This window comes from Anoxybacillus gonensis (assembly GCF_001187595.1).
GTDB lineage: Bacteria > Bacillota > Bacilli > Bacillales > Anoxybacillaceae > Anoxybacillus > Anoxybacillus gonensis.
In genome coordinates, this window is sequence record NZ_CP012152.1 from 578,806 (window position 1) to 602,176 (window position 23,371).

Below are 23,371 nucleotides of genomic sequence, written 5' to 3' on the forward strand. Positions count from 1 at the left end.
TTTTTTTATGACAGTAACAATTAAAGATGTAGCGAAGCGAGCGAATGTCGCACCATCGACTGTTTCACGCGTCATCGCAGATAGCCCGCGCATTAGCGAGAAAACGAAGAAAAAAGTGCGCGAGGCGATGAAAGAGCTTGGCTATCATCCGAATTTTATCGCACGCAGCTTAGCAAATAAGTCGACGCAAGTCATCGGCTTAATTATGCCAAGCTCAGCGGATAAGGCGTTTCAAAACCCGTTTTTCCCAGAAGTCATTCGCGGCATCAGTAAAGCGGTGCACGATCGTCAATATGCGCTGCAGTTATCGACGGGGGAAACGGAAGCGGAAATTTACGATGGCGTCGTGCATATGGTGCAAGGAAAGCGTGTCGATGGAGTCATTTTGCTGTATTCGCGTGCGAACGATAAAATTATGACGTATTTGCAAAAAGAAGACGTGCCGTTTGTCGTCATCGGGAAACCGCATAAAAAAGCGGAGGAAATTACACATGTCGATAACGATAACGTGCGCGCGGCGCGCGAGGCGACAGAATATTTAATTGAACTCGGTCATGAGCGCATCGCTTTTGTCGGCGGAAACGTCAATCTCATTGTGACGATGGATCGTTTGCGCGGATATGAAAAAGCGTTGAAATCGGCAGGGCTGACGTATCGAAAAGATTACATTGTACATGAAGAATTTTTAAAAGAAGGCGGGCAAGAGGCGATGAAAGAGCTGCTTTCACTCGCTGAGCCGCCGACTGCGCTCGTTGTCGCCGACGATTTAATGGCGCTCGGTGTCTTAAATACGCTTGCAGAAATGGGCTTAAGCGTGCCAACGGATTTATCGATCGTCAGCTTTAACAACGTCCTTTTATCGGAAATTTCCCGTCCGCCGTTAACGTCGGTAGACATTAACATTTTCCAACTTGGCTTTGAAGCAGCAAGAAATTTAATACAACAAATCGAAAATCCGAATGAGCCGATTAAACGAATTATCATTCCACATACGCTCGTGAAACGATTTTCGTGCGATTACTACAAAGCGCCTTCTGAATAAGAAGGTGCTTTTTTCGTAAACAGGATAGGCAAGAAGAAAAAAATGGTGTATCATATGATTAACATCATGTTCTTTGAAAACGCATATACGATGAGCAAGTACGGTGCATACAAACGTATGCTGAAAAGGGAAGAACGGTGCAAAGCCGTCGCGGTACCCGCCACTGTGATGGGGAGTTTCGTTGCAACGTGCCACTGATTTTTTGGGAAGGCGCAGCGAAATGATGAACCTAAGCCAGGAGACCTGCCTGCTTGCGATACGTCGGCTGCCTACGGGAATATAGGTAGACGTGCGGGAACGATGGACGTTATAGCGATGATGTATGCTTAGATGGCGTATGCTCTATTTTTTGAATCTTTCGTTTTTTCTGCACCTCTGCCTAGGGGTGCTTTTTTTATTTTTGATAAAAGGAGCGAAGATATATGGCGACGTGGAATTTGCAAGGAACGAAGCATCATGTGCTCATTTGCAACGGAGGGAGCTGCATGCGAAAGGGGGGAGAGGAGGTGACGCAAGCCATTCGTGATGAAATTGATCAACTTCAACTACATGCCGACGTGCATACGACGCGGACGAGGTGCAACGGTCGCTGTGAAGATGCGTGTGTTGTTATCGTGTATCCAGAAGGTGTTTGGTATCGTACGATCGATGAGCACGTTGCACGGGACATTGTCCGAAAACATATACGTGATGGAGACATGTTATGTGATTACGTGACGTACACATATGATGAAAGTTTTAAGATGCCGAAATATAGTCAGGCGACAAGGGGGAAAGAAAAGTGAGAAAAAAAACATGGTGGATGACGATTTGTATTGCTGTGTACATTCTTTTCGCCCTTTCTCCATCTGCATATGCGATGCATATTATGGAAGGATTTTTACCTTGGCGTTGGGCGCTCGTTTGGTGGTTACTCTTTTTGCCATTTTTCTTTGTTGGCATGCGCCATGTTTCACATTTGATGAAACAAAAGCCGGAGGTGAAACTACTTCTTGCGTTCGCGACGGCGTTTACATTCGTTCTCTCGGCATTAAAAATTCCATCGGTGACGGGAAGTAGCTCGCATCCGACTGGGACAGGACTTGGTGCGCTTTTATTTGGACCGTTTATTATGACGGTCATCGGTACAGCAGTGCTATTATTTCAAGCGCTTTTGCTGGCGCATGGAGGTTTGACGACGCTAGGGGCGAATGCTTTTTCTATGGCTGTTGTTGGTCCGCTCGTTGCGTCCGGTTTGTTTGTTATATGTAAAAAGTGTGGAATATCCGTGCGTATATCCGTCTTTTTAGCAGCGATGATGGCTGATTTGGCAACATACGTTATGACGTCGTTTCAGCTCGCCCTAGCATTTCCAGATGTGACAAGCGGCGTATGGGGCGCATTTTTGAAATTCGCTTCCATTTTTGCAGTGACACAAGTTCCGCTTGCGATTACGGAAGGACTTCTTACCGTTGTCGTATGGAACTTTTTGCATACGTACTCGAAGCGAGAGTTAGATGTGTTAGAGAAGAGAGGAGTGTTTTTTAAATGAGCAATCGTCTATTGTTGTTCATTGCCGCTCTGTTGATCGTGCTGCCGCTATTTATTGTGAAAAATACAGAGTTCGCTGGGGCTGATACGCTTGCAGAAGAAATGATTCAACAAATCGCTCCGCATTATGAACCGTGGTTTGATGTTTTATTTGAGCCGCCAGGCGGTGAGGTGGAAACGTTGCTATTTTCATTACAAGCAGCGCTTGGTGCTGGAGTCATTGGATATATTATCGGGCTATATAAAGGGCGAAAGCGAAATGGTTAGTTGGCTTGATGAATGGGCTTACCGAAACGAGCTTGCTAAACTAAATATCACTTTTAAACTGACGCTGACATTTGTCTGGCTCATATGGGCATTATGTGGAACGAATGTCGTTCGCTGTATCATCGTCGTTTGGTTGTTTAGTTGGCTTCTTTATCATGCGCGCTTGCCTTGGCGTGTTTGTGTTCGCTTTTTTGTCATCATCGTGCTTGTCGTGATCGGAGGTTGTGTTCCGCTTCTTTTTACGGTTGATCAGACGATTCATTTTGTCAGCGAAAATATGGCGGAAGCGGCGACGATTTGCTTGCGAGCATTGGCAAGTTCATTTGCCCTCTTTTTTCTCGCAATCACAACACCATTTTTTCGCATTGTCCATGGGTTAAGCAGGTGGCACGTCCCTAAAGCATTTATTGAGCTACTGTTATTGACGTATCGCTTCATTTTCGTGTTAGAAAAAGCAGCGATGCAATTGTTTATGACGGTGCGAATAAAAAATGGTGAACGAAGTTGGCGCCTCGCGTCGCTTGCGGTGGCACAACTGTTTCGCCAAGCGATGCGCGACTACGAAGCGACGATCATTGCACAAGCGGCGCGGAACGTATCGTTTATTTTTCCAATTTGTAGGGACGAACAATTGCCGCGCAAATATGTGATTGAAGCGTGTGTATGGTTTGTTGTTTTACTTATGATGGAGGTCTTATATGTTAATGTTTCATGATGTTCATTATATGTACAAAAACGGCGTATCCGCATTAAAAGGTGTATCGCTTACGATTGAGCGTGGGAAAAAATATGCGTTAATTGGGAAAAACGGTTGTGGAAAAACGACATGGCTCCTTCATGCAAACGGCATTTACCGTCCGACGAAAGGAGACGTATATTGGGAAGGAAAAAAGGTAGCAGATCGGCGTCAGCGATATGATTTGCGCCAGCATGTCGGCGTCGTTTTTCAAAACCCAGAACACCAATTTTTAGCTCCGACCATTGAAGAAGAATTAGCGATTAGTTTGCAATCAAATCGCGAGCGGATGAATGAAGTGATAGAGCAGTTTTCACTTCAGCAATGGAGAGATATACCGATTCATCATTTAAGTCTTGGACAAAAAAAATGGTTATCGCTTGCGGTAGCCATAGCTCCGCACCCTCGCTTACTTATTGTCGATGAGCCGTCTGCTTATTTAGATTGTTCACAAAGCGAGCGCTTAGTCAGCAAATTAAATGAGTTGCACGAAGCAGGCACGACGCTTGTCGTCATTACACATGATCTCGATTTTGTTTGGCAGTGGGCGGACGAAGTATTTGTCATGCATGACGGACGCATCGTTTTGCACGGAACACCTGCCTTTGTATTTACACAAACGAATATATTTCGTGAACTTCATTTCCCATTACCGCTTCTTTTACGCATATGGGAGTATGAGAAGAAAACGTATACTGAACAACAATTCGCACAATGGATTGAACGATGGAAAAAGGGGTGAAGATGTATGGCGGGAAAACTGTTTGTTGTTGGCTTTGGACCGGGAAGTGTTGATCATATGACAAAACGGGCGCGTGAAGCGATAGAGGAAAGCGACGTCATTGTCGGATACAAAACGTATGTTGATTTAGTAATGGATCTCATTCATGGAAAAGAAGTCATTTGTACCGGAATGACGGAAGAAGTCAGTAGAGCTCAAGAGGCGATCAAGCAAGCGGAGCGCGGCAAAAAGGTAGCTGTCATTTCAAGCGGAGATGCAGGACTTTATGGGATGGCGGGGCTCGTTTATGAAGTGTTAATTGAAAAAGGATGGAAAAAAGAAACAGGAGTCGAGGTAGAAATTATTCCAGGTATTTCAGCGATTCATTCTTGCGCTGCTTTGTTAGGAGCACCGATTATGCACGATGCGTGTACGATTAGTTTAAGCGATCATTTAACTCCGTGGCATATGATCGCGAAAAGAATTGAGGCGGCGGCTGCAGCGGATTTTGTCATTGCGCTATACAATCCAAAAAGTGGCCGACGTACACAACAAATTGTTGAAGCGCAGCGCATTTTATTAACGTATCGCTCACCAAATACGCCGGTTGGACTTGTCAAAAGCGCGTATCGCGAGCGACAACATGTCGTTATTACAAATTTAGGAGATATGTTACAGCATGAGATTGGCATGTTGACGACGGTCATTATCGGAAACTCTTCTACGTTTATCCATGATGGTTTGATGATTACTCCGCGTGGTTACGAACGGAAATATACGCTATCAAGTGCCGTTCAACCGTTAAAGCCGCATGAACGGTTACGGCCAGAAGCGGAGCCATGGGCGCTAGCGAACGTGCGCACATTAGCGGAAGAAGCGTGTGAAAAAGTGACGTCTCCAAAAAAGATGGAACGGTTAGAAGTAGCCATTAGCCCGGGAGTGGCAAATAAAACGTTGACACCACAACAAATGACGAATATTGCGCGCATCGTTGGAGAACGAGGAACGATTGTGTATACTCCGGATCATTATTTAAAGGTGACAATGGAAACAGAGCGACCAGATGAGGTCATTGCATCTTTTTTAGCCGCAGGGTTAACGGTTGCGCCAGTTGGGGATGTACTTGTGTTGAAGGCGTGCGATTTTTGCGACGGGGAGAAAAAAGATGCCATTCCTTATGCAGAACAGTTGTACAAGCAATTTGGAGGGATGTCTTTACCGAAAGAGTTACGTCTCGGATTTAATGGGTGCGGCATGGCGTGTTACGGTGCAGTCAATGAAGATATTGGCATCGTTTATCGAAAAGGGGCGTTTGATTTATTTTTAGGAGGAAAAACAGTGGGAAGAAACGCTCATCCGGGTCAGCTTGTTGCAGAAGGCATTCATCCAGATGACATTGTTGCCACGATTGCACGCATTATTGAGCAATACAAAGAAGAAGGATATGCAAACGAACGTTTCCATAAATTTTTTGAACGAAAAAAAGAAGTCGGCAGCTTTGTTTATGGACAAACAAAGAAAGTAGAGCCGGCTGCATGTGGGGAGTGAAAAAAATGAAAGCTGTTTTGTTTGTTGGACACGGAAGTCGCGATGAAGAGGGGAACGAACAAGTTCGCCAGTTTGTACAAACGATCCGTCCGCAAATCGATGAAACGTTTTATGTGCATACATGTTTTTTAGAGTTTGGTGTTCCATCGGTTATTGACGGCATTGCTCATTGTGTGGAACAAGGGGCGAAAGATATCGTCATCATTCCAATTATTTTGCTACCGGCCGGTCATTCGAAATTACATATTCCGGCGGCCATTGACGAAGCGAAACAACGCTATCCGTACGTTTCTTTTACGTATGGACGACCGCTTGGCATTCACGATGCAACGTTTACTATTTTACAAGATCGTTTAAAAGAAGCAAAAGTTGCTTTAGATGAGCATACAGCGATCATTTTACTTGGGCGCGGTGGGAGCGATCCAGACGCCAATAGCGATTTGTATAAAATTGCTCGTTTATTTTGGGAGCGAAATAAACAAGCAATCGTTGAACCAGCGTTTATGGGCGTCACAAATCCGTCATTAGATGAGGCTGTTGTAAGATGTACGAAGCTCGGAGCAAAAAAAATCGTTGTTTTACCTTATTTTTTATTTACAGGCGTGCTTATTAAGCGATTAGAAAAGAAAGTTTCCGAGTTTCAAAGCATGTATCCGAACATGTCATTTGTTCTGGCGCATTATTTTGGCTTTCATCCGTCGCTACAAACGATTGTGCTCGATCGGTTACAAGAAGCTATCGGTGATTTCGTGCCAATGAATTGCGATACGTGTCAATATCGCATTCATGTCGCCGAACACCATCATCACCATCATCATCACGAACATTGAGGTGAAACGAATGATTATGATGTTATCTGGAACGAGCGATGCCCGCCAATTGGCGTTAGCGATTCGCGACGCTGGGCACGATGTGTTTGCCACAGTAGTGACAGAGCATGCAGCAGAACAAATGGCACATGTCGGATTGCGCGCGCATGTCGGGCGTTTAACAGCGTATGAAATGGTTCAGCTTATCCAGCAACATGGAGTGATCGCCGTCGTTGATGCGAGCCATCCGTTTGCGGAAGAAGCGTCGCGCCAAGCGATGAAAGCAACAGAAGAAGCAAATGTTCCGTACATTCGTTATGAACGAAAAGAAAGCGTCATTACGTACGATCGCGTCACATTTGTTGACAGTTATGAAGCCGCAGCACAGTATGCAGCAAATAAAAAAGGGGTGGTGATGCTGACGACGGGCAGTAAAACGTTGCCGATTTTTGCACATACGTTGCTCCCGCTTCCTGATGTTCGTTTAATTGCCCGAATGTTGCCGCGAAAAGACAATATGGAATTGTGTGAACGATTGCGCTTTCCACAAGAAAACATTATCGCGATGCAAGGTCCATTTACGAAACAATTAGATATCGCTTTGATGCAACATTTCGGTGTGACGCTTCTTGTGACGAAAGAAAGTGGACGAGTGGGATTTGTCGATGAAAAAATTGCAGCAGCGAAACAACTTGGCATCGAAACGGTCGTCATCCGACGTCCGAAACTTTCTTATCCCGTCGTTTACCATGAATTTTCTGACGTCATTTGCGCGTTAGAAGAAATAAAAAAGAAAGGAGAAAAATAAATGGACTTTCGAACAACGTTTCGTCCGATAACGGTGCAACCAGAACAAATTGAACAAAAAAGCTTTCAAATCATTGATGAAGAAATCGGAGAACACTCGTTTACAAGCGAACAATATGCGGTTGTTCAGCGCATTATTCATGCGAGCGCTGATTTTGAATTAGGGAAAAGTTTATTGTTTCATCCACGTGCGATTGAAGCAGGTGTTTCTGCGATTCGCGCAGGAAAAAAAGTCGTCGCTGATGTACAAATGGTGCAAGTTGGAATTAATAAAGCGCGTCTTGAAAAATATGGTGGGAGTGTGCACGTGTATATTTCTGATAATGATGTCATGAAAGAAGCGAAGCGATTGAACACGACGCGGGCGATTGTTGCGATGCGCAAAGCTGTGAAGGAGGCGGATGGAGGGATATTTGCGATCGGGAATGCGCCGACAGCACTTCTTGAGCTGATTCGCCTTGTGAAAGAAGGTGAAGCGCGCCCAGGGCTTATTATCGGTTTACCGGTCGGCTTTGTTTCGGCAGCGGAATCGAAAGAGGAATTAGCGAAACTTGACGTGCCGTTTATTACGAACGTTGGAAGAAAAGGGGGGAGCACGGTTACGGTTGCCGCTTTAAATGCCTTGTCTATTTTAGCGGAGCGAGAATAAGTATGGAGAAAGAAAAATTGCGCGAAGGATATACAACTGGTGCATGTGCAACGGCTGCGACAAAAGCGGCGTTATGTGCGCTCATTACTGGGAGGAAACAAACAGAAGCGACAATTATGTTGCCGATTGGACGGGAAGTCACTTTCCCGATCGTTTCTTGTGAAATTGAGAAAGATCGGGCGAGCGCGACCGTGGTGAAAGATGGAGGAGACGACCCTGATGTGACGCACGGTGCTTCCATTGTTGCGACGGTTTGCTGGACGGAAGAAGGGATTCATATTGATGGAGGAGAAGGCGTCGGAAGAGCAACGAAACCGGGATTGCCTGTTCCAGTTGGCGAAGCGGCGATTAATCCCGTACCGCGTCAAATGATGACCGACGTCGTCCGTCATTTACTGACCGAGCATCGTTTAACACGTGGGGTACGCATTATCATTTCCGTTCCAAATGGAGAGGAAATAGCGAAAAAAACGTTAAACGCTCGGCTTGGCATCGTTGGTGGCATTTCTATTTTAGGAACTCGCGGTATCGTCGTTCCGTTTTCCACGTCTGCGTACCGAGCAAGTATTGTACGCGCGCTCGAAGTGGCAGTTGCTTGTGGCTGTGATCACGTTGTTGTCACGACAGGTGGAAGAAGCGAAACGTATGCGATGAAACAATATCCTCATTTGAAAGAAGAAGCATTTATTGAAATGGGTGATTTTGTTGGATTTACGTTGAAACAATGTAAAAGGCTGCGGATTCAAACGGTGTCGCTCGTTGGGATGATGGGGAAATTTTCAAAAGTCGCCCAAGGCATCATGATGGTTCATTCTAAAAGTGCGCCTGTTGACTTTCAGTTTTTAGCAGAGGTCGCGAAGCAAGCGGGTGCTCCGAAGCCCCTCATTGAAGCGGTGAAACAAGCGAATACTGCGTCACAAGTTGGAGATATGATGTACGAAGCAGGATATTTATCGTTTTTCGATTTGTTATGTGATTATTGTTGTCAACATGCGTTGCGTGAAGTGAACGGCGGAATGGTCATTGAAACGACGCTTTATACGTTAAAAGGACAACGGTTAGGAAGGGCGGTACGAAACGATGGAGCGAATGAAATTAATCGGAATTGGAGCTGATGGGAGAGATTCTCTTCCTTCGTTGTATGAACGATGGATTCATGAAAGCGAGCGGCTTGTTGGCGGGGAAAGGCAACTATCTTTTTTTCCGCACTACAAAGGGGAAAAAATCGTTATTCGAAGCAACTTATCATCGCTTTTCGAAACGCTTGTAAACGAGCCGAAAAAAACGGTCATTTTAGCATCCGGTGATCCGTTATTTTACGGAATCGGTAGTTATTTAGCGAAAAAAGTTCCGATTGAAGTATATCCCTCTGTCAGTTCTCTCCAATGGGCGTTTGCGAAAATGGGAGAAAGCTGGCACGATGCATATGTCGTTAGTTTGCACGGACGTTCGATAAAAGGGCTTGCTCAGCGTATAGATGGAAAAGAAAAAGTAGCCATTTTAACAGATGAAACGAACGATCCGCGTGCGATTGCTTCATATCTTTTAGAATATGGGATGACAGAATATGAGGCGTTTGTTGGGGAGAACCTTGGGGGAGAAAACGAACGCTGTCGATTCATGACGTTAGAAGAGATGAAAGATGGCATGTTCGCTTCCTTAAATATTGTTGTTTTACGACGTGTCCATCAAGGGCCGAGTTGGACGTTTGGTATAGAGGATGAAGAGTTTTTTCAGCGGAAACCAGAAAAAGGGCTCATTACGAAAAAAGAAGTACGCATCTTAAGCTTGCAAGCGCTTTGCCTTCATGAAAAAAGCGTCGTATGGGATATCGGTACGTGTACAGGATCGGTAGCGATTGAAGCGGCAAAAATGGCTCGTGAAGGAGCCGTATTTGCGATTGAGAAAAACGCTCATGACATAGAAATATGTCAGAAAAATATGAAAAAGTTTCGTGCGGATTTTACACTTGTTCACGGTCGAGCGCCAGAACAATTAGAGCAGTTTCCTGATCCGGATGCCGTCTTTATTGGAGGGACGGCAGGAAGTTTACGGGATATTGTTGCGGTTTGTTGTACGCGTTTAAAACAAGGGGGGCGCATCGTCGTGAATGCGGTGACGATTGAAACGTTATATGAAGCGATGGAAGCGTTTCGTCAATATGGGTATCATGCCGATATTTTGCTTGCCCAATTTTCACGAAGCAAACCGATTTTACAGTTAACGCGTTTTGATGCGTTAAATCCAATTTATATCATTTCAGCACGAAAGGATGAAAAAAATGATCGGTAAGTTATATGGTATAGGCGTTGGTCCAGGCGACCCTGAACTGTTGACTGTAAAAGCGTTTCGGCGTTTAAAAGAAGCAGATGTCATCGCCTATCCGAAAAAGACAAACGGCAGTAAAAGTTACGCGCAACAAATTGTAGAGGCATATTTTTCTCCGTCCGAAAAGCATATGCTTGGCCTCGTTTTTCCGATGACAAAAGATGAAAACGTACTGCGTGAAAAGTGGGATGAAACGGTAGATGCTGTATGGAAACATTTGTGTGAAGGAAAACATGTTGCATTCGTGACGGAAGGAGATCCGCTTTTATATAGCACGTGTATTCATTTTATGCGCACGATGCAAATGAAATATTCGGATGTATCGATCGAAATCGTTCCTGGTGTTTCTTCTATCAATGGAGCGGCAGCACGGTTGCAACTGCCGCTAGCTGATGGGGATGAGACGATTGCGATCGTTCCTGCACGCGATGATTATGATGCGGTGAAAAAAGCGATCGAAGCACACGATTGTGTCATTTTTTTAAAAGTCGCGAAAGTGATGCCCCTTCTTTTATCGATTTTAAAAGAGATGAACTTAACAAAAAAAGCGGCAGTTGTGACGAAAGTGACGTCACATGAAGAAGTGCGATGGGACATCGAGCAATTAGAACATGTGTCGTTACCATATTTAACGTTGATGGTGGTGAGAAAATGAAAATATACATTGTTGGGGCTGGTCCGGGAGCGAGCGATTTAATTACCGTCAGAGGAATGAAGTTGTTGCAGCGAGCGGATGCGATTTTTTATACTGATTCACTCGTCAATGAAGAGCTACTTACATATGCGAAAACAGAAGCGCGTATTTTTCGTACGTCTAGTATGCATTTGCAACAAATTGTTTCACTCATGCGTGAAGAAGTGCAAAAAGGACACGTTGTCGTACGACTTCATACAGGCGATCCGTCGATTTATGGAGCGACGATGGAGCAAATCGCTCTTTTGAAAAAAGAAGGAATCGACGTGGAAATTGTACCAGGAGTCAGTTCAGCATTTGCTGCTGCCGCTGCGGCACAAGTGGAGTTGACGGTGCCGAACTTAACGCAAACGGTTATTTTTACGCGTGCGGAAGGAAGAACGCCTGTACCAGAAAAAGAACAGCTTGCCTCTCTTGCGAAACATCATTGTACGATTGCCCTGTTTTTAAGTGCCACGTTAACGAAAAAAATAACGGCTGCTCTTCTTGAAGCGGGATGGAGCGATCAAACGCCTGTCGTTGTTGTATATAAGGCGACGTGGCCGGACGAAAAAATTGTACGCACAACGGTTGGCATGCTTCATGACGATATGCAACGTCACGGCATTCGCCAACATGCTCTTATTTTAGCAGGTTGGGCCCTTTCGAATGAGCTAGATGAATCGTATCGCTCGAAATTGTATGACGAAACATTTACGCACGGCTATCGCAAGGGAGGAAAGTAAGATGTATGCTGTTGTCGCGATTACGAAACACGGGGTACATATTGCGAGAAAGCTACACGATCGACTCCCGCATGCGCACATTTATTATGCCGATAAATTTGCGCAAGGGGACGAACACGAGAAAGGCATTTATTTATTTTCAGGAAATGTCCGGTTGTTGTTGCCGCAATTGTTTTCAACATATCGCGGGCTCATTCTCATCATTTCGCTCGGTGCCGTCGTACGCATGATTGCTCCGTTGCTAAAAGATAAAAAAACAGATCCTGCGGTTGTTGTCATTGATGATAAAGCAGAACATGTCATTAGTGTATTATCTGGCCATTTAGGAGGAGCCAATGAGCTGACAAAAAAAGTGGCGAATTTACTTGGCGCCCGTCCGGTCATCACGACAGCATCCGATGTGCAGCAAACGATTGCGGTTGACTTATTCGGTCGCTCATTCGGATGGGAATGGGAAAACGAAAACCATTTGACGCCTGTGAGCGCCGCGGTTGTGAATGAGCAACATGTTGCGATTGTACAAGAATCAGGCGAGCGCAACTGGTGGACGTATGATACGCCGATTCCATCAAACATTCGGCAATATGCTTCGATTGCTGAGGCGCTTGAAGCGAAGCCGGATGCGGCGCTGATCGTCACACATCGCTTGCTTGAAAAAGAGGAAGAAGCGATTTTACAAAATGGTGTGTTATATCGTCCAAAAGTCATTGTCATCGGTATTGGCTGTAATCGTGGGACGAGCGCAGAAGAAATTGAACATGTCATTGATGAAACGTTACAACAGCTTCGTTTTTCCATGAAAAGTGTCAAAGCATTATGCACAATCGATTTAAAAAAAGATGAAGAAGGGTTGCTAGCTGTCGCAAATAAGTATAAATGGCCGCTTATTTTTTACACGCCTGAGCAGTTAAACGCTGTTCCGATTGATGAGCCTTCGGAAACGGTATTTCGCTACACGGGAGCATATGGGGTAAGCGAACCTGCAGCGAAACGATATAGCGGACAAAATAAGCTTGTGTTAACGAAAAAAAAGAGCGGGAATGTAACGATTTCCGTTGCGCTATGGGAGGGAAAAGAGTGAGGCGAATTGTCGTTGCAGGAACGGGGAGCGGTGTTGGAAAGACGACGATCACACTCGGTTTAATGAGTGCGTTTAAACAAAAAGGATATGTTGTTCAAGGGTTTAAATGTGGGCCAGATTATATTGATCCAACGTATCATACGGCGGTAACAGGAAGACGTTCGCGCAACTTAGATAGTTGGATGGGGAATGAACAAATTGTGCGCCACGTATGTAGCCGTGGGAGCGAGGGAGCGCATTTGTCGATCATTGAAGGGGTGATGGGACTATTTGATGGAAAGCGAGCAGCGACAAATGAAGGTTCCACTGCAGAAATTAGCATTATCACCGAAAGCCCTGTCTTGTTAGTTGTCGACTGTTCAGGCATGGCGCGTAGCGCAGCGGCAGTTGTGCGCGGATTTCAACGGTTTGATGAGCGCGTTCGCATCGTTGGAGTTATTGCAAATCGCGTTGGGAGCGAAGGACATTTTCGTCTCGTCAAAGAAGCGATTGAGCAACAATGCGGTATTCCTGTCGTTGGCTATTTGTTAAAAGAAAACGATTTGACGATTCCAGAGCGTCATTTAGGGCTTGTTCCATCTGTGGAGCGTGGAGAGCTTCAACCGTTTTTTGAACGGCTTGGTGAGCGCATCGCGCAAACGTTCGATTTAGATGCTATATGGAAGCTAGCGGAAACGACCGTCCTTCATAGCGAACCGTTTTTTACACCAAAACAAACGTACGATGTACGCGTGGCTGTCGCAAAAGATGCAGCGTTTCATTTTTATTACGAAGAAAATTTAGAAATGCTTCAGGCGTATGGGGCAACGCTCGTTTATTTTTCTCCGCTTGCCGGTGAATGTGTGCCGAACGATGTGCATGGATTGTATATTGGTGGAGGTTTTCCGGAAGAATTTGCCGCGGAGCTTGCGCGTCACGAAAAAGTGAAACGATCAGTTTCCGAAGCCATTCAGCGCGGTTTACCGACGCTTGCGGAGTGCGGTGGATTTATGTATTTAACAGAAGGCATTGAAACGACCGACGGGCAATATTATGAGATGGTCGGCGTTATTCCGGGGCACGTGTGTATGCATGAAAAGCTTGTAGCGCTCGGATATCGCGAAGTAACAGGAATGGAAGGAAACTTTTTGTTTAAACAAGATGAAGCGAAAGGACATGAATTTCATTATTCAACGTTTATTCGACGCGAAGAAGAAAAATTTGCATATGAAGCGAAAGGGCTGCGCGGATGCAAGCGAGATGGATATATGGATGAGCGGTTAGTCGCTGGTTACGTTCATTTTTATTTTCCGTCGAATGCTTTGCTTGTTGAGCGTTGGTTGAAGGCGTGCAGCGAGGTGAAAGGAGATGCGTAAAGCGCTGCCGATTATGTTTCAAGGAACGCATTCAGATGCGGGAAAAAGCGTGATCGCCACGGCTTTTTGTCGCATATTTGCTCGCAACGGTTGGAAAACGGCGCCATTTAAATCGCAAAATATGTCGCTCAATTCATACGTAACGGTCGATGGAAAAGAAATCGGACGCGCGCAAGGGGTGCAGGCGGAAGCGGCAGGTGTGTTAGCGACGACGCACATGAATCCGATTTTAATTAAGCCGAGCCGCGATCAAGAGGCGCAAATTGTCGTACATGGAAAACCGTATAAAAACATGCAAGCGAGCGCTTATCGAACCGAGTTTTTTCATACGGGATTGAACATTATTCAACAGTCGCTCGATGTATTGATGAAACAATACGATCGACTTGTCATTGAAGGAGCAGGAAGTCCTGCGGAAGTAAATTTGAACGATCGTGAGCTTGTGAATATGCGTGTGGCGCGCATGGCGAATGCCCCTGTTGTTTTGATTGGTGATATTGAGCGCGGAGGAGTGTTTGCGAGTTTAGTTGGCACATTGCAGTTGTTAGATGAATGTGATCGTAAACGTGTCATTGGGGTGATCATTAATAAATTTCGCGGCGATGTTGCGCTTCTTCAGCCGGGATTGCGTTGGTTTGAACAATATACAGGCGTGCCGGTGCTTGGCGTCGTTCCGTATATGCATTTGCGCATCGATGCGGAAGATTCTGTGACACTTTCTCGTTATGTGACAAAAAAAGACGATGCGAAAGCGATTGATGTAGCGGTCATTCAATATCCGCGCATATCTAACTTTACGGATATCGATCCGTTTTTTGCCGAACCGGACTGTTCGGTGCGATTTGTGACGGACGCGTCGTTGTTAGGCGAGCCAGATATACTTATTTTGCCGGGCAGTAAAAATACGATTGAAGATGTCCAGTTTTTAAAAGAAACAGGGTTATTTGTAGCGATCCGCCGTTTATATGAACGAAGCGATACGATCATGATCGGTATTTGCGGTGGTTATCAAATGCTTGGAGAACGTATAAAAGATCCGTTTCATGTCGAAACGCCACTCGATGAGATAGAAGGATTAAGTTTGTTGGCAATGGAAACGACGCTTGCTTGTGAAAAAACGACTGTGTTATGTGAAGGGATATTGACGTTTCAACGCGAAACGTTTCATGTGAGTGGATATGAAATTCATATGGGACGCTCGATCGTAAAAAGCGGTGAGCCGCTTATTTCGCAGAATGGGAAAACAGATGGTTGTAAAACGAAAGATGAACGCGTGATTGGAACATATATGCACGATTTATTTCATAACGATGCGTTTCGCCATCATTTATTAAACGACGTGCGGAGAAAAAAACAACTGCTGCCACTTTCTACAAGACCGCTTTATCGACAATTGCGCATGCAAGCATTTGATGAACTAGCCAATTGCGTCGAAACAAGCGTCAATGTGACAACAATTGAACGAAAAATGATGGAATTTCAAGGGGGAGATCATCATGCTTTATGAGCAAATTGGGGAAGAAGTACGCAACTATATTGATCAACTAACGAAACCGCGTGGAAGCCTGGGACGACTTGAAGAGTTAGCGATTGATATTGCGAAAATGACAGGGGAGCGTTTTCCTAGCGTGACGCCACCGGGTGTGCTCGTCTTTGCGGCCGATCATGGTATTGCAAAAGAAGGGGTGTCTGCGTATCCGCAAGAAGTGACAGCGCAAATGGTGCTCAATTTTGTGCGTGGCGGGGCTGCCATTAACGTATTTAGCAAACAAATTGGCGCAACATTTTCAGTTGTCGATGTTGGCGTGGCGGTTGATATTCATGAAGAACGTGTCATCGACGAAAAAGTAGCATATGGAACGAACAATTTTGCCAATGAGCAAGCGATGACGAAAGAAGAAGCGGAGCGAGCAGTGCAAGCCGGATATCGCCAAGCAAATGCGATGATTGATCACGGCATCCGCTGTTTGATTGTTGGGGAAATGGGGATCGGCAATACGACGACAGCTAGCGCCCTGTTAGCAGCGATAAGCGGCCGCAACGTGGCTGAACTTGTCGGAAAAGGAACAGGCGTTCATGATGAAGCGTTGAAACGTAAGCGAGACGTGATTGAACGTACGCTTGCAAAACATAAACCGAATGCGTCTGATGCCATCGATTTATTGACAAAAATCGGAGGGCTTGAAATTGCGGCGATGGCAGGAGCGATGATCGCGGCCGCAGAGCGACGCATTCCGATTTTGCTTGATGGCTTTATTTGTACGGTCGCAGCGTTAATCGCCGAACGACTGGATAAACGTGTCGTTCATTATATGATTGCGGGGCATCGGTCGCAAGAACCGGGGCATCGCATTGCTCTGGAGTTGTTACATAAAGAGCCGCTTGTTGATTTAGGTATGCGGCTTGGAGAAGGAAGTGGAGCGGCGGTAGCATTTCCGATTGTTCATATGGCGACGGCGATGCTTCATATGGCGACATTTTCATCAGCAAACGTAGCGACAGGGAGCGATCATGATGAATAAAGGAAAAGTATATATTGTTGGGGCAGGGCCGGGGGATCCGAAGCTTATTACTGTATACGGACGTGAATGTATTGAAAAGGCGGATGTTATTATTTACGATCGACTCGTGAGTGAACAGCTGTTGACTTACGCTAGAGAAGGAACAATGCTTTTATATTGCGGCAAAGAGCCGGGAAAGCATGGGAACATTCAACAACAAATTCATCAATGGCTTGTTGAACATGCGCTGCAAGGAAAGACGGTTGTTCGCTTAAAAGGCGGCGATCCGTTTATGTTCGGTCGCGGTGGGGAAGAGGCGGAGCATTTGCGCGCATATGGCATCCCGTATGAAATTGTCCCCGGTGTGACAGCCGGCGTCGCTGCCCCGGCATATGCTGGCATTCCTGTGACGCATCGCAATTATGCTGGCGGGGTGACGTTCATCGCAGGACATCTGAGCGGGGAACGTGATCGCATTCGCTGGGATGCATTAAGCGAGGCAACAAATACGATCGTATTTTATATGGGGATGGCAAATATCGGTTACATTTGTGAACAACTACAACGTCATGGCAAAGATGGCGAGACACCTGTGGCGGTGATCGAATGGGCAACGACGACAGAGCAACGAACCGTTGTCGGTACGTTACAAACAATCGTTGACATCGTTCATGAAAAACAATTTTCCTCCCCTGCTATTATCGTTGTCGGAGATGTCGTCCGCTTACACGATCAGTTAAAGTGGGTGGAAGAGAAATGGTGATTGTTTATACGGGAGACGGAAAAGGAAAAACAACTGCGGCGGTCGGCCTTGCCATTCGCGCTGCGGGGCATGGAAAAAAAGTGATCGTCATTCAATTTATTAAATCGCCGCATCGTCCATATGGCGAGGCGAAAATATTGCAGCAACTCGGTATAGAGGTGCATCAAACAGGCGTTGGCTTCACGTGGACAAAAACGCCAGAAGAACATCGCGAAGCGTTACAAAAAGGGTGGGCGCTTGCGAAACAACATGTGTTATCTAGTTTATATGATGTTGTCGTTTTAGACGAATTAAATGTTGCTTTAGCGATTACATCGTTTCCGATTGATGATGTTTTGCCAATGCAAGATGTTGTGCATACGTTGGCGAATAAGCCAGCGCATACCCATGTTGTCGTGACAGGAAGAGGGGCAAAAGAGGAAATGATTCAACTTGCTGATTTAGTGACGGAAATGAAAGAAGTGAAACATTATTATCATAAAGGCGTTCATGCAATGAAAGGGATTGATTTGTAAAGAATGGATGTTGTGAAAAAGCTGATCAAAGTCAGCTTTTTCACAACACGTTAAAATATCTCGCTTCCGGATGGGCGAAGACGATGGCGGAAACGGACGCTTCTGGTTCCATCATATACCCTTCCGTTAAATGAATGCCGATTTCTTCTGGGCGTAAAAGACGGAATAGTTTCTCTTGGTCTTCGAGATTTGGGCAAGCAGGATAGCCGAAAGAAAAACGTTGTCCTTGATACTTCGCCGCAAATCGTTGTTCCATCGTAAAATCAGGAGAATCCGGAAAGCCCCAACGGTCGCGCATAATTTGATGGACGCGTTCCGCTAATCCTTCCGCTAGTTCAAGCGCTAGCGCTTGAATGGCATGGCTTTTTAAAAATTGTCCTTCTTCTTTTAGACGTTGTGCCATATCGCGCACTCCTGCTCCAGCTGTCACAGCAAATAGCCCGACGTAGTCGATTTGTTCATTCGAAAGATAATCTGCTAAGCATAAATGCGGCGCTTTCGTTTGTCTTGGAAACGTAAACGTTTCAATGACCGTTTGTTGATCGCGCGGATCGTAAATGATCACCGTATCGCCGTCGCTTCTGGATGGGAAAAATTGATATACCGCTTTCGGTGCAAGGGATTTTGTTTGTTTTGCTTCAGCGAGCAGCTCATCGATCAACTCTTTTAACATGATTGCTTTTTCGTTTCCTTCTGCCAACAGCTTTTTTACATTTCCTTTTAAACCGAGATGGTGGCCAAGAAGCATTTGCCAATTGACGTACGGTTCAATATGTGAAAGCGGAATGTCTTTTAATATATGTTTTTCTGTATCGGTCGGAACGTAAATCGGTGCCCGCTTCACATTTGACTTTGTCATGACAGCGACTGTGCTTTGCCGTTCGATTGTTTGTTTCGTTTTTTCTTTTTTCTCATAAGAAATGTCTTGTTGGACGATACGGTTGGCAAGCGTCAATCCTTCCATCGCATCTTTCGCGTATAAAACGATGCCGTCATATTCGGGCGCGATTTTCGTATCGGTAAATTTGCGTGAAAGAGCGGCGCCGCCAACTAAAATTGGTAAGGAGATGCCTGCTTGTTTTAAGTCTTGCGCAGTGAGCACCATTTGTTGAGCCGATTTTACAAGCAGTCCGGATAAGCCGATCATGTCTGGCTGTTCGTTTCGCACCGCTTCGATGAGCTGCTGCGGCGTGACTTTAATGCCTAAATCGACGACGTGAAACCCGTTGTTGCTTAAAATAATATCGACTAAATTTTTTCCGATGTCGTGCACATCGCCTTTGACTGTTGCTAGCAACACTTTTCCTTTGACGCTCGTTTCGTTTTTTTCCATATACGGCTCTAAAAAGGCGACGGCCGCTTTCATCACTTCTGCGCTTTGCAACACTTCGGCGACGATGAGCTGATTATCGTTAAATAGGCGACCGACTTCGTCCATTCCGTTCATCAGTGGACCGTTAATAATGTCAAGCGGACTGTACGTTTGTAAGGCGAGCGTCAAGTCTTCGATAAGCCCATCTTTCGTTCCTTCAATGACGTATGTGGCAAGCCGCTCTTCTAACGTCATATGGACGTTTGTTTGTTTCGGTTGTTTCGTTTTATCGCGATAAAATTGAATAAATGCGTTTAACGTTTCATCGTTTGTGTGAAATAACAACGCCTCTGCTAAGCGCACTTCTTCTTCAGGAATGGACGCAAAGCGCTCTAATTTTTCCGTATTGACGATCGCGTAATCAAGCCCTGCTTGCGTGCAATGGTATAAAAAGACGGAGTTTAACACTTCGCGTCCGACAGGTGGCAAACCAAATGAGACGTTGCTAATGCCGAGCATCGTTAAACAGTTTGGCAAATGTTGTTTAATGAGGCGAATGCCTTCAATCGTTTCTTTTGCTGCGCCAATATATTGCTCATCTCCTGTACCGATTGGGAAGACGAGCGGATCGAAAATAATGTCGTGCGGTGACACGCCATATTTATTGACAAGTAAATCGTATGAACGAAGGGCGATGTCCAGTTTTCGTTTCGCTTCAATGGCCATTCCTTGTTCGTCAATTGTGCCGACGACGACCGCTGCACCGTATTGATGAAGAAGCGGGACAATTTTTTCAAATCGTTCTTCCCCGTCTTCTAAGTTAATGGAGTTAATAATCGCTTTTCCTTGGGAATACGATAACGCACAGGCGATGACGTCTTCATCGGTCGAGTCGATGACGAGCGGCACTTTCACTTTTTTCACGACTTGTTGAATAAATTGTTCCATATCTTCTTTTTCATCGCGGTCAGGGTCCGCTAAACAAATGTCGATGACGTGCGCTCCATTTTTCACTTGTGCGCGCGCAATTTCTGCCGCTTCTTCATATTTGCCTTCCGCGATGAGCCGTTTAAACTTACGTGAGCCAATGACGTTCGTTCGTTCCCCGACAAAAAGCGGCCGCATCGTTTCATCGTATATCAACGCATCAATGCCGGATACTGCATGCATGGCAAACTGTTTCGGGATGACACGAGGTGGAATGTCGCGCACCGCTTCAGCGATGGCGCGAATATGTTGTGGCGTCGTGCCGCAACAGCCGCCGACAATGTTTAGCCATCCTTTTTCAGCAAATTGGCGAATTTTTTTCGCAAGTATGTCTGGCGTTTCGTGGTAGTGCCCTTCTTCGTCAGGAAGCCCGGCGTTTGGATAACAGCTGACGGCCGTGTTCGCTAATGAAGCGAGCGAGCGCAAATGGTCGGTCATAAATTCCGGACCTGTGGCGCAGTTTAAACCGACGGCAAAAGGTTTCATATGTTGAATGGAAATAAAAAACGATTCGATCGTTTGTCCGGCAAGCGTCGTTCCCATCGGTTCAATCGTTCCAGAAATCATCAGCGGCACCCGTTTTCCGACCGCTTGAAACGCTTCGGTAATGCCGAGAAAGGCGGCTTTGACGTTTAACGTATCTTGGCACGTTTCTAACAACAATAAATCGACGCCGCCAATTAATAGCCCGCGCGCTTGTTCTTCATACGCAGCAACGAGCTCCGTAAACGTCGCTCCGCCTGTGACAGAAAGCGTTTTTGTCGTCGGACCCATCGAGCCTGCAACGAAGCGCGGCCAATCGGTTGTCGTATATTTTTCCGCTGCTCGTCTTGCAAGTTTCGCTGCCTCGATATTTAACTCAAGCGCTAAATGGCCGAGATCATATTCGTCTAGGACGATGCGCGTTGCCCCGAACGTATTCGTTTCGACAATGTCGGCCCCTGCGGCAAAATACGCTTCATGGATGTGAGAAATGACGTGTGGGGCGGTGATCGTTAAATATTCGTTGCATCCTTCATATGCTTCACCGCCAAAATCGTCCGCAGTTAAGTTGGCCGCTTGAATCATCGTTCCCATTGCACCGTCAATAATTAAAATTTTCTTTTCGAGCTGTTCAAATAAACTAGCCATAATAAACCGTCCTTTCTTTTGCGAGCCGCTCTTTTTCATGAATGTAACGAACGAGTTCGACCGTCATATCGTAACGTAAAAATGGGGTAATTAAATAAATGCCTTGGAATAAATCGAACGCGGCATCGATGAGCGCTTTGGCGATCGCTAATCCTTCTTTCGTTGATTGAACACGGTCGTTTGCGCACATGGCCATGCGGTTGCGAATGTCATCAGACAATGTAATGCCCGGCACTTCGTGATGTAAAAAGTCGGCGTTGCGTGCGCTTGTGAGCGGCATAATGCCGATGTAAATCGGCGTCGGTAAATGTTTCGTCGCTTCATACACGTCTTCGATTTGTTTTTCGCTATAAAGCGGCTGTGTTAAAAAGTAGTGCGCCCCGCATTCAATTTTTTTCTCTATCCGCTTTACTGCTTTATCTAAATGGCGCACGTTCGGATTAAAGGCGGCAGCGATCGAAAAGTTCGTCTTTTGTCCGAGCGGTTTGCCTGAGTACGACAGTCCTTCGTTAAATTGGCGAATTAACGAAATGAGGTCAAACGATGATAAATCGTAGACGGACGTCGCGCCTGGAAAGTCGCCTACTTTTGACGGATCGCCTGTTAAAGCGAGCACGTCGGTCATGCCCAGCGTATGAAGCCCCATTAAGTGCGACTGCAAGCCGATTAAGTTTCGATCGCGGCATGTAATATGAATGAGCGGACGCATGCCAAGCTGTTGTTTGACGATCGTGCCGACAGCGACGTTGCTAATGCGCGGTGTCGCAAGCGAGTTGTCGGCAAGCGTTAAGGCATCAATGTTTGCTTCTTTTAACGCTTTTGCGCCTTCTAAAAATGTCGTTAAGCCGAGCTTTTTCGGTGGATCGAGCTCGACGATAATCGAGCGTCGCGTGCGAGCGATGTCGGCAAGAGAAGGGGCTGTCGTTTGTTTTTCTTCTTGGACGACGATCGGATGGCGCTGTTTGACTTCTTTTTTATATACAGGCGTGCGATCGGAAAGGGCGCGAGCAATGGCGGCAATATGTTTTGGCGTCGTACCGCAACAGCCGCCGATGAGCCGAACTCCTTGTTCACGAAAGGCGCGCGCCGTTTCTTCAAAATATTGTTCGCTCGTTTCGTAAATGAAGCGACCGTCGCGATATTGCGGCAAGCTCGCGTTCGGATATACCGATAAAAAAGCGCGTGTAGGAATCGGTACTTCTTCTAGTGAGCGCAACATATGATATGGGCCGAGATGGCAGTTTAAGCCGACGACATCAGCCCCAAGTCGTTCTAATTCGGTCAGCGCTTCAGCAAGCGGCATCCCGTGTTGCAGGACGCCAATATCATGCAACGTGACGTGGGCGATGATCGGCAACGTCGTTTCTTTGCGAGCGATGGAAAGAACGGTTTGCAATTCTTCGAAATCGTAATATGTTTCAAGCAAAAGCCCATCGACACCTTCGTTTAACAACACATACAGCTGTTCACGAAATGTTCGTTTCACTTCTTCAAGCGAAATCGCGCTTTTGTTCGTGCTCCGTAGTCCTCCGATCGTACCGAGCACGTAGGCGCGCCCTTTTGCCGCTCGTTTCGCCAGTCCGACCGCTGCTTCGTTTATTTTTTTTACGTCATCTTGCAGCCCGTAACGTGCTAGTTTTACGTAGTTGGCGCCGTATGTGTTCGTTTGAATGACTTCTGCGCCTGATTCAATATACGCCTCATGAATATGGACAATTTCTTCAGGCTTTGTGACGTTTAATTCTTCAAAACAACGATCGATGCCGTGCGCATATAATAACGTTCCCATCGCTCCATCCGCGATGACGATGCGTTCTTTTAAATCATCTAATAATCCCACGTCCATTCCTCCGTTTCTTTGTTTAAAGTA

General features: G+C 45.9%; 22 protein-coding genes and 1 riboswitch. Of the genes, 20 read left to right on the forward strand and 2 right to left on the reverse strand.

The genetic code is table 11. From position 1 onward, the window contains the following. Window positions 1-7 precede the first annotated feature (7 nt). The 20 genes from AFK25_RS03195 to cobO all read left to right on the forward strand — a co-directional run bounded on the left by AFK25_RS03195 (window position 8) and on the right by cobO (window position 18,071). A complete protein-coding gene (locus AFK25_RS03195) occupies window positions 8-1,042 on the forward strand; it encodes a LacI family DNA-binding transcriptional regulator (RefSeq protein WP_035064858.1) in 1,035 nt (344 codons plus the stop codon). 83 nt (window positions 1,043-1,125) lie between these two features. Further along, window positions 1,126-1,307, forward strand: a riboswitch (cobalamin riboswitch). A gap of 157 nt (window positions 1,308-1,464) precedes the next feature. After that, entirely contained in the window at window positions 1,465-1,827 is a 363-nt protein-coding gene (locus AFK25_RS03200) for a (2Fe-2S) ferredoxin domain-containing protein (protein WP_035064861.1), read from the forward strand. Between the two features lie 17 nt (window positions 1,828-1,844). Continuing rightward, window positions 1,845-2,573 carry an energy-coupling factor ABC transporter permease gene (locus AFK25_RS03205; RefSeq protein ID WP_035065184.1) on the forward strand — a complete coding sequence of 243 codons (729 nt, stop codon included), beginning with the start codon at window positions 1,845-1,847 and terminating at the stop codon, window positions 2,571-2,573. Further along, window positions 2,570-2,839 (forward strand): energy-coupling factor ABC transporter substrate-binding protein, encoded by a 270-nt coding sequence (locus tag AFK25_RS03210; RefSeq protein WP_019417906.1) that lies wholly within the window; start codon window positions 2,570-2,572, stop codon window positions 2,837-2,839. Before AFK25_RS03205 ends, AFK25_RS03210 begins: the two co-directional genes overlap by 4 nt. Further along, entirely contained in the window at window positions 2,832-3,554 is a 723-nt protein-coding gene (locus tag AFK25_RS03215; protein WP_035064863.1) for a CbiQ family ECF transporter T component, read from the forward strand. Before AFK25_RS03210 ends, AFK25_RS03215 begins: the two co-directional genes overlap by 8 nt. Beyond that, the gene (locus tag AFK25_RS03220) at window positions 3,538-4,317 is read left to right on the forward strand and encodes an energy-coupling factor ABC transporter ATP-binding protein (RefSeq protein ID WP_035064866.1); all 780 of its coding nucleotides are present in this window, start codon (window positions 3,538-3,540) and stop codon (window positions 4,315-4,317) included. Before AFK25_RS03215 ends, AFK25_RS03220 begins: the two co-directional genes overlap by 17 nt. A 6-nt stretch (window positions 4,318-4,323) precedes the next feature. Beyond that, a complete protein-coding gene (gene cobJ, locus AFK25_RS03225) occupies window positions 4,324-5,844 on the forward strand; it encodes a precorrin-3B C(17)-methyltransferase (protein ID WP_035064869.1) in 1,521 nt (506 codons plus the stop codon). Between the two features lie 5 nt (window positions 5,845-5,849). Then, window positions 5,850-6,674 carry a sirohydrochlorin chelatase gene (locus AFK25_RS03230; RefSeq protein ID WP_026011727.1) on the forward strand — a complete coding sequence of 275 codons (825 nt, stop codon included), beginning with the start codon at window positions 5,850-5,852 and terminating at the stop codon, window positions 6,672-6,674. Window positions 6,675-6,684: 10 nt separating this feature from the next. Continuing rightward, window positions 6,685-7,461 (forward strand): precorrin-6A reductase, encoded by a 777-nt coding sequence (gene cobK, locus AFK25_RS03235; RefSeq protein ID WP_035064872.1) that lies wholly within the window; start codon window positions 6,685-6,687, stop codon window positions 7,459-7,461. Continuing rightward, complete coding sequence (locus AFK25_RS03240) at window positions 7,462-8,109, forward strand: precorrin-8X methylmutase (RefSeq protein ID WP_035064875.1); 648 nt, start codon at window positions 7,462-7,464, stop codon at window positions 8,107-8,109. A 2-nt stretch (window positions 8,110-8,111) separates the two neighbouring features. Further along, a complete protein-coding gene (locus AFK25_RS03245; protein WP_035064877.1) occupies window positions 8,112-9,224 on the forward strand; it encodes a cobalt-precorrin-5B (C(1))-methyltransferase in 1,113 nt (370 codons plus the stop codon). Then, window positions 9,190-10,401 (forward strand): bifunctional cobalt-precorrin-7 (C(5))-methyltransferase/cobalt-precorrin-6B (C(15))-methyltransferase, encoded by a 1,212-nt coding sequence (locus AFK25_RS03250; protein ID WP_035064880.1) that lies wholly within the window; start codon window positions 9,190-9,192, stop codon window positions 10,399-10,401. Before AFK25_RS03245 ends, AFK25_RS03250 begins: the two co-directional genes overlap by 35 nt. Beyond that, complete coding sequence (gene cobI / locus AFK25_RS03255) at window positions 10,391-11,092, forward strand: precorrin-2 C(20)-methyltransferase (protein ID WP_035064883.1); 702 nt, start codon at window positions 10,391-10,393, stop codon at window positions 11,090-11,092. Before AFK25_RS03250 ends, cobI begins: the two co-directional genes overlap by 11 nt. Continuing rightward, window positions 11,089-11,856 (forward strand): precorrin-4 C(11)-methyltransferase, encoded by a 768-nt coding sequence (cobM, locus tag AFK25_RS03260; protein WP_035064886.1) that lies wholly within the window; start codon window positions 11,089-11,091, stop codon window positions 11,854-11,856. Before cobI ends, cobM begins: the two co-directional genes overlap by 4 nt. A gap of 1 nt (window position 11,857) precedes the next feature. After that, on the forward strand, window positions 11,858-12,937 hold the full coding sequence (locus AFK25_RS03265; RefSeq protein WP_035064889.1) for a cobalt-precorrin 5A hydrolase: 1,080 nt from the start codon (window positions 11,858-11,860) through the stop codon (window positions 12,935-12,937). Further along, a complete protein-coding gene (locus AFK25_RS03270; RefSeq protein ID WP_035064892.1) occupies window positions 12,919-14,292 on the forward strand; it encodes a cobyrinic acid a,c-diamide synthase CobB in 1,374 nt (457 codons plus the stop codon). Before AFK25_RS03265 ends, AFK25_RS03270 begins: the two co-directional genes overlap by 19 nt. Then, window positions 14,285-15,799, forward strand: coding sequence for a cobyric acid synthase (locus AFK25_RS03275; RefSeq protein ID WP_035064895.1), 1,515 nt, complete (start codon window positions 14,285-14,287; stop codon window positions 15,797-15,799). Before AFK25_RS03270 ends, AFK25_RS03275 begins: the two co-directional genes overlap by 8 nt. Beyond that, window positions 15,789-16,814 carry a nicotinate-nucleotide--dimethylbenzimidazole phosphoribosyltransferase gene (gene cobT, locus AFK25_RS03280; protein WP_035064898.1) on the forward strand — a complete coding sequence of 342 codons (1,026 nt, stop codon included), beginning with the start codon at window positions 15,789-15,791 and terminating at the stop codon, window positions 16,812-16,814. The genes AFK25_RS03275 and cobT overlap by 11 nt, the downstream gene beginning before the upstream one ends. Then, window positions 16,807-17,556, forward strand: coding sequence for a uroporphyrinogen-III C-methyltransferase (gene cobA, locus AFK25_RS03285; protein WP_035064913.1), 750 nt, complete (start codon window positions 16,807-16,809; stop codon window positions 17,554-17,556). Before cobT ends, cobA begins: the two co-directional genes overlap by 8 nt. Continuing rightward, a complete protein-coding gene (gene cobO / locus AFK25_RS03290) occupies window positions 17,550-18,071 on the forward strand; it encodes a cob(I)yrinic acid a,c-diamide adenosyltransferase (RefSeq protein ID WP_035064916.1) in 522 nt (173 codons plus the stop codon). The genes cobA and cobO overlap by 7 nt, the downstream gene beginning before the upstream one ends. A gap of 40 nt (window positions 18,072-18,111) precedes the next feature. Here cobO and metH read toward each other — a convergent pair whose 3' ends face one another. Beyond that, window positions 18,112-21,501: a methionine synthase gene (metH, locus tag AFK25_RS03295; RefSeq protein ID WP_035064919.1), complete on the reverse strand. Its 3,390-nt coding sequence runs from the start codon at window positions 21,499-21,501 to the stop codon at window positions 18,112-18,114. After that, a complete protein-coding gene (locus AFK25_RS03300; RefSeq protein WP_020424563.1) occupies window positions 21,494-23,341 on the reverse strand; it encodes a bifunctional homocysteine S-methyltransferase/methylenetetrahydrofolate reductase in 1,848 nt (615 codons plus the stop codon). The genes metH and AFK25_RS03300 overlap by 8 nt, the downstream gene beginning before the upstream one ends. Window positions 23,342-23,371: the final 30 nt, after the last annotated feature.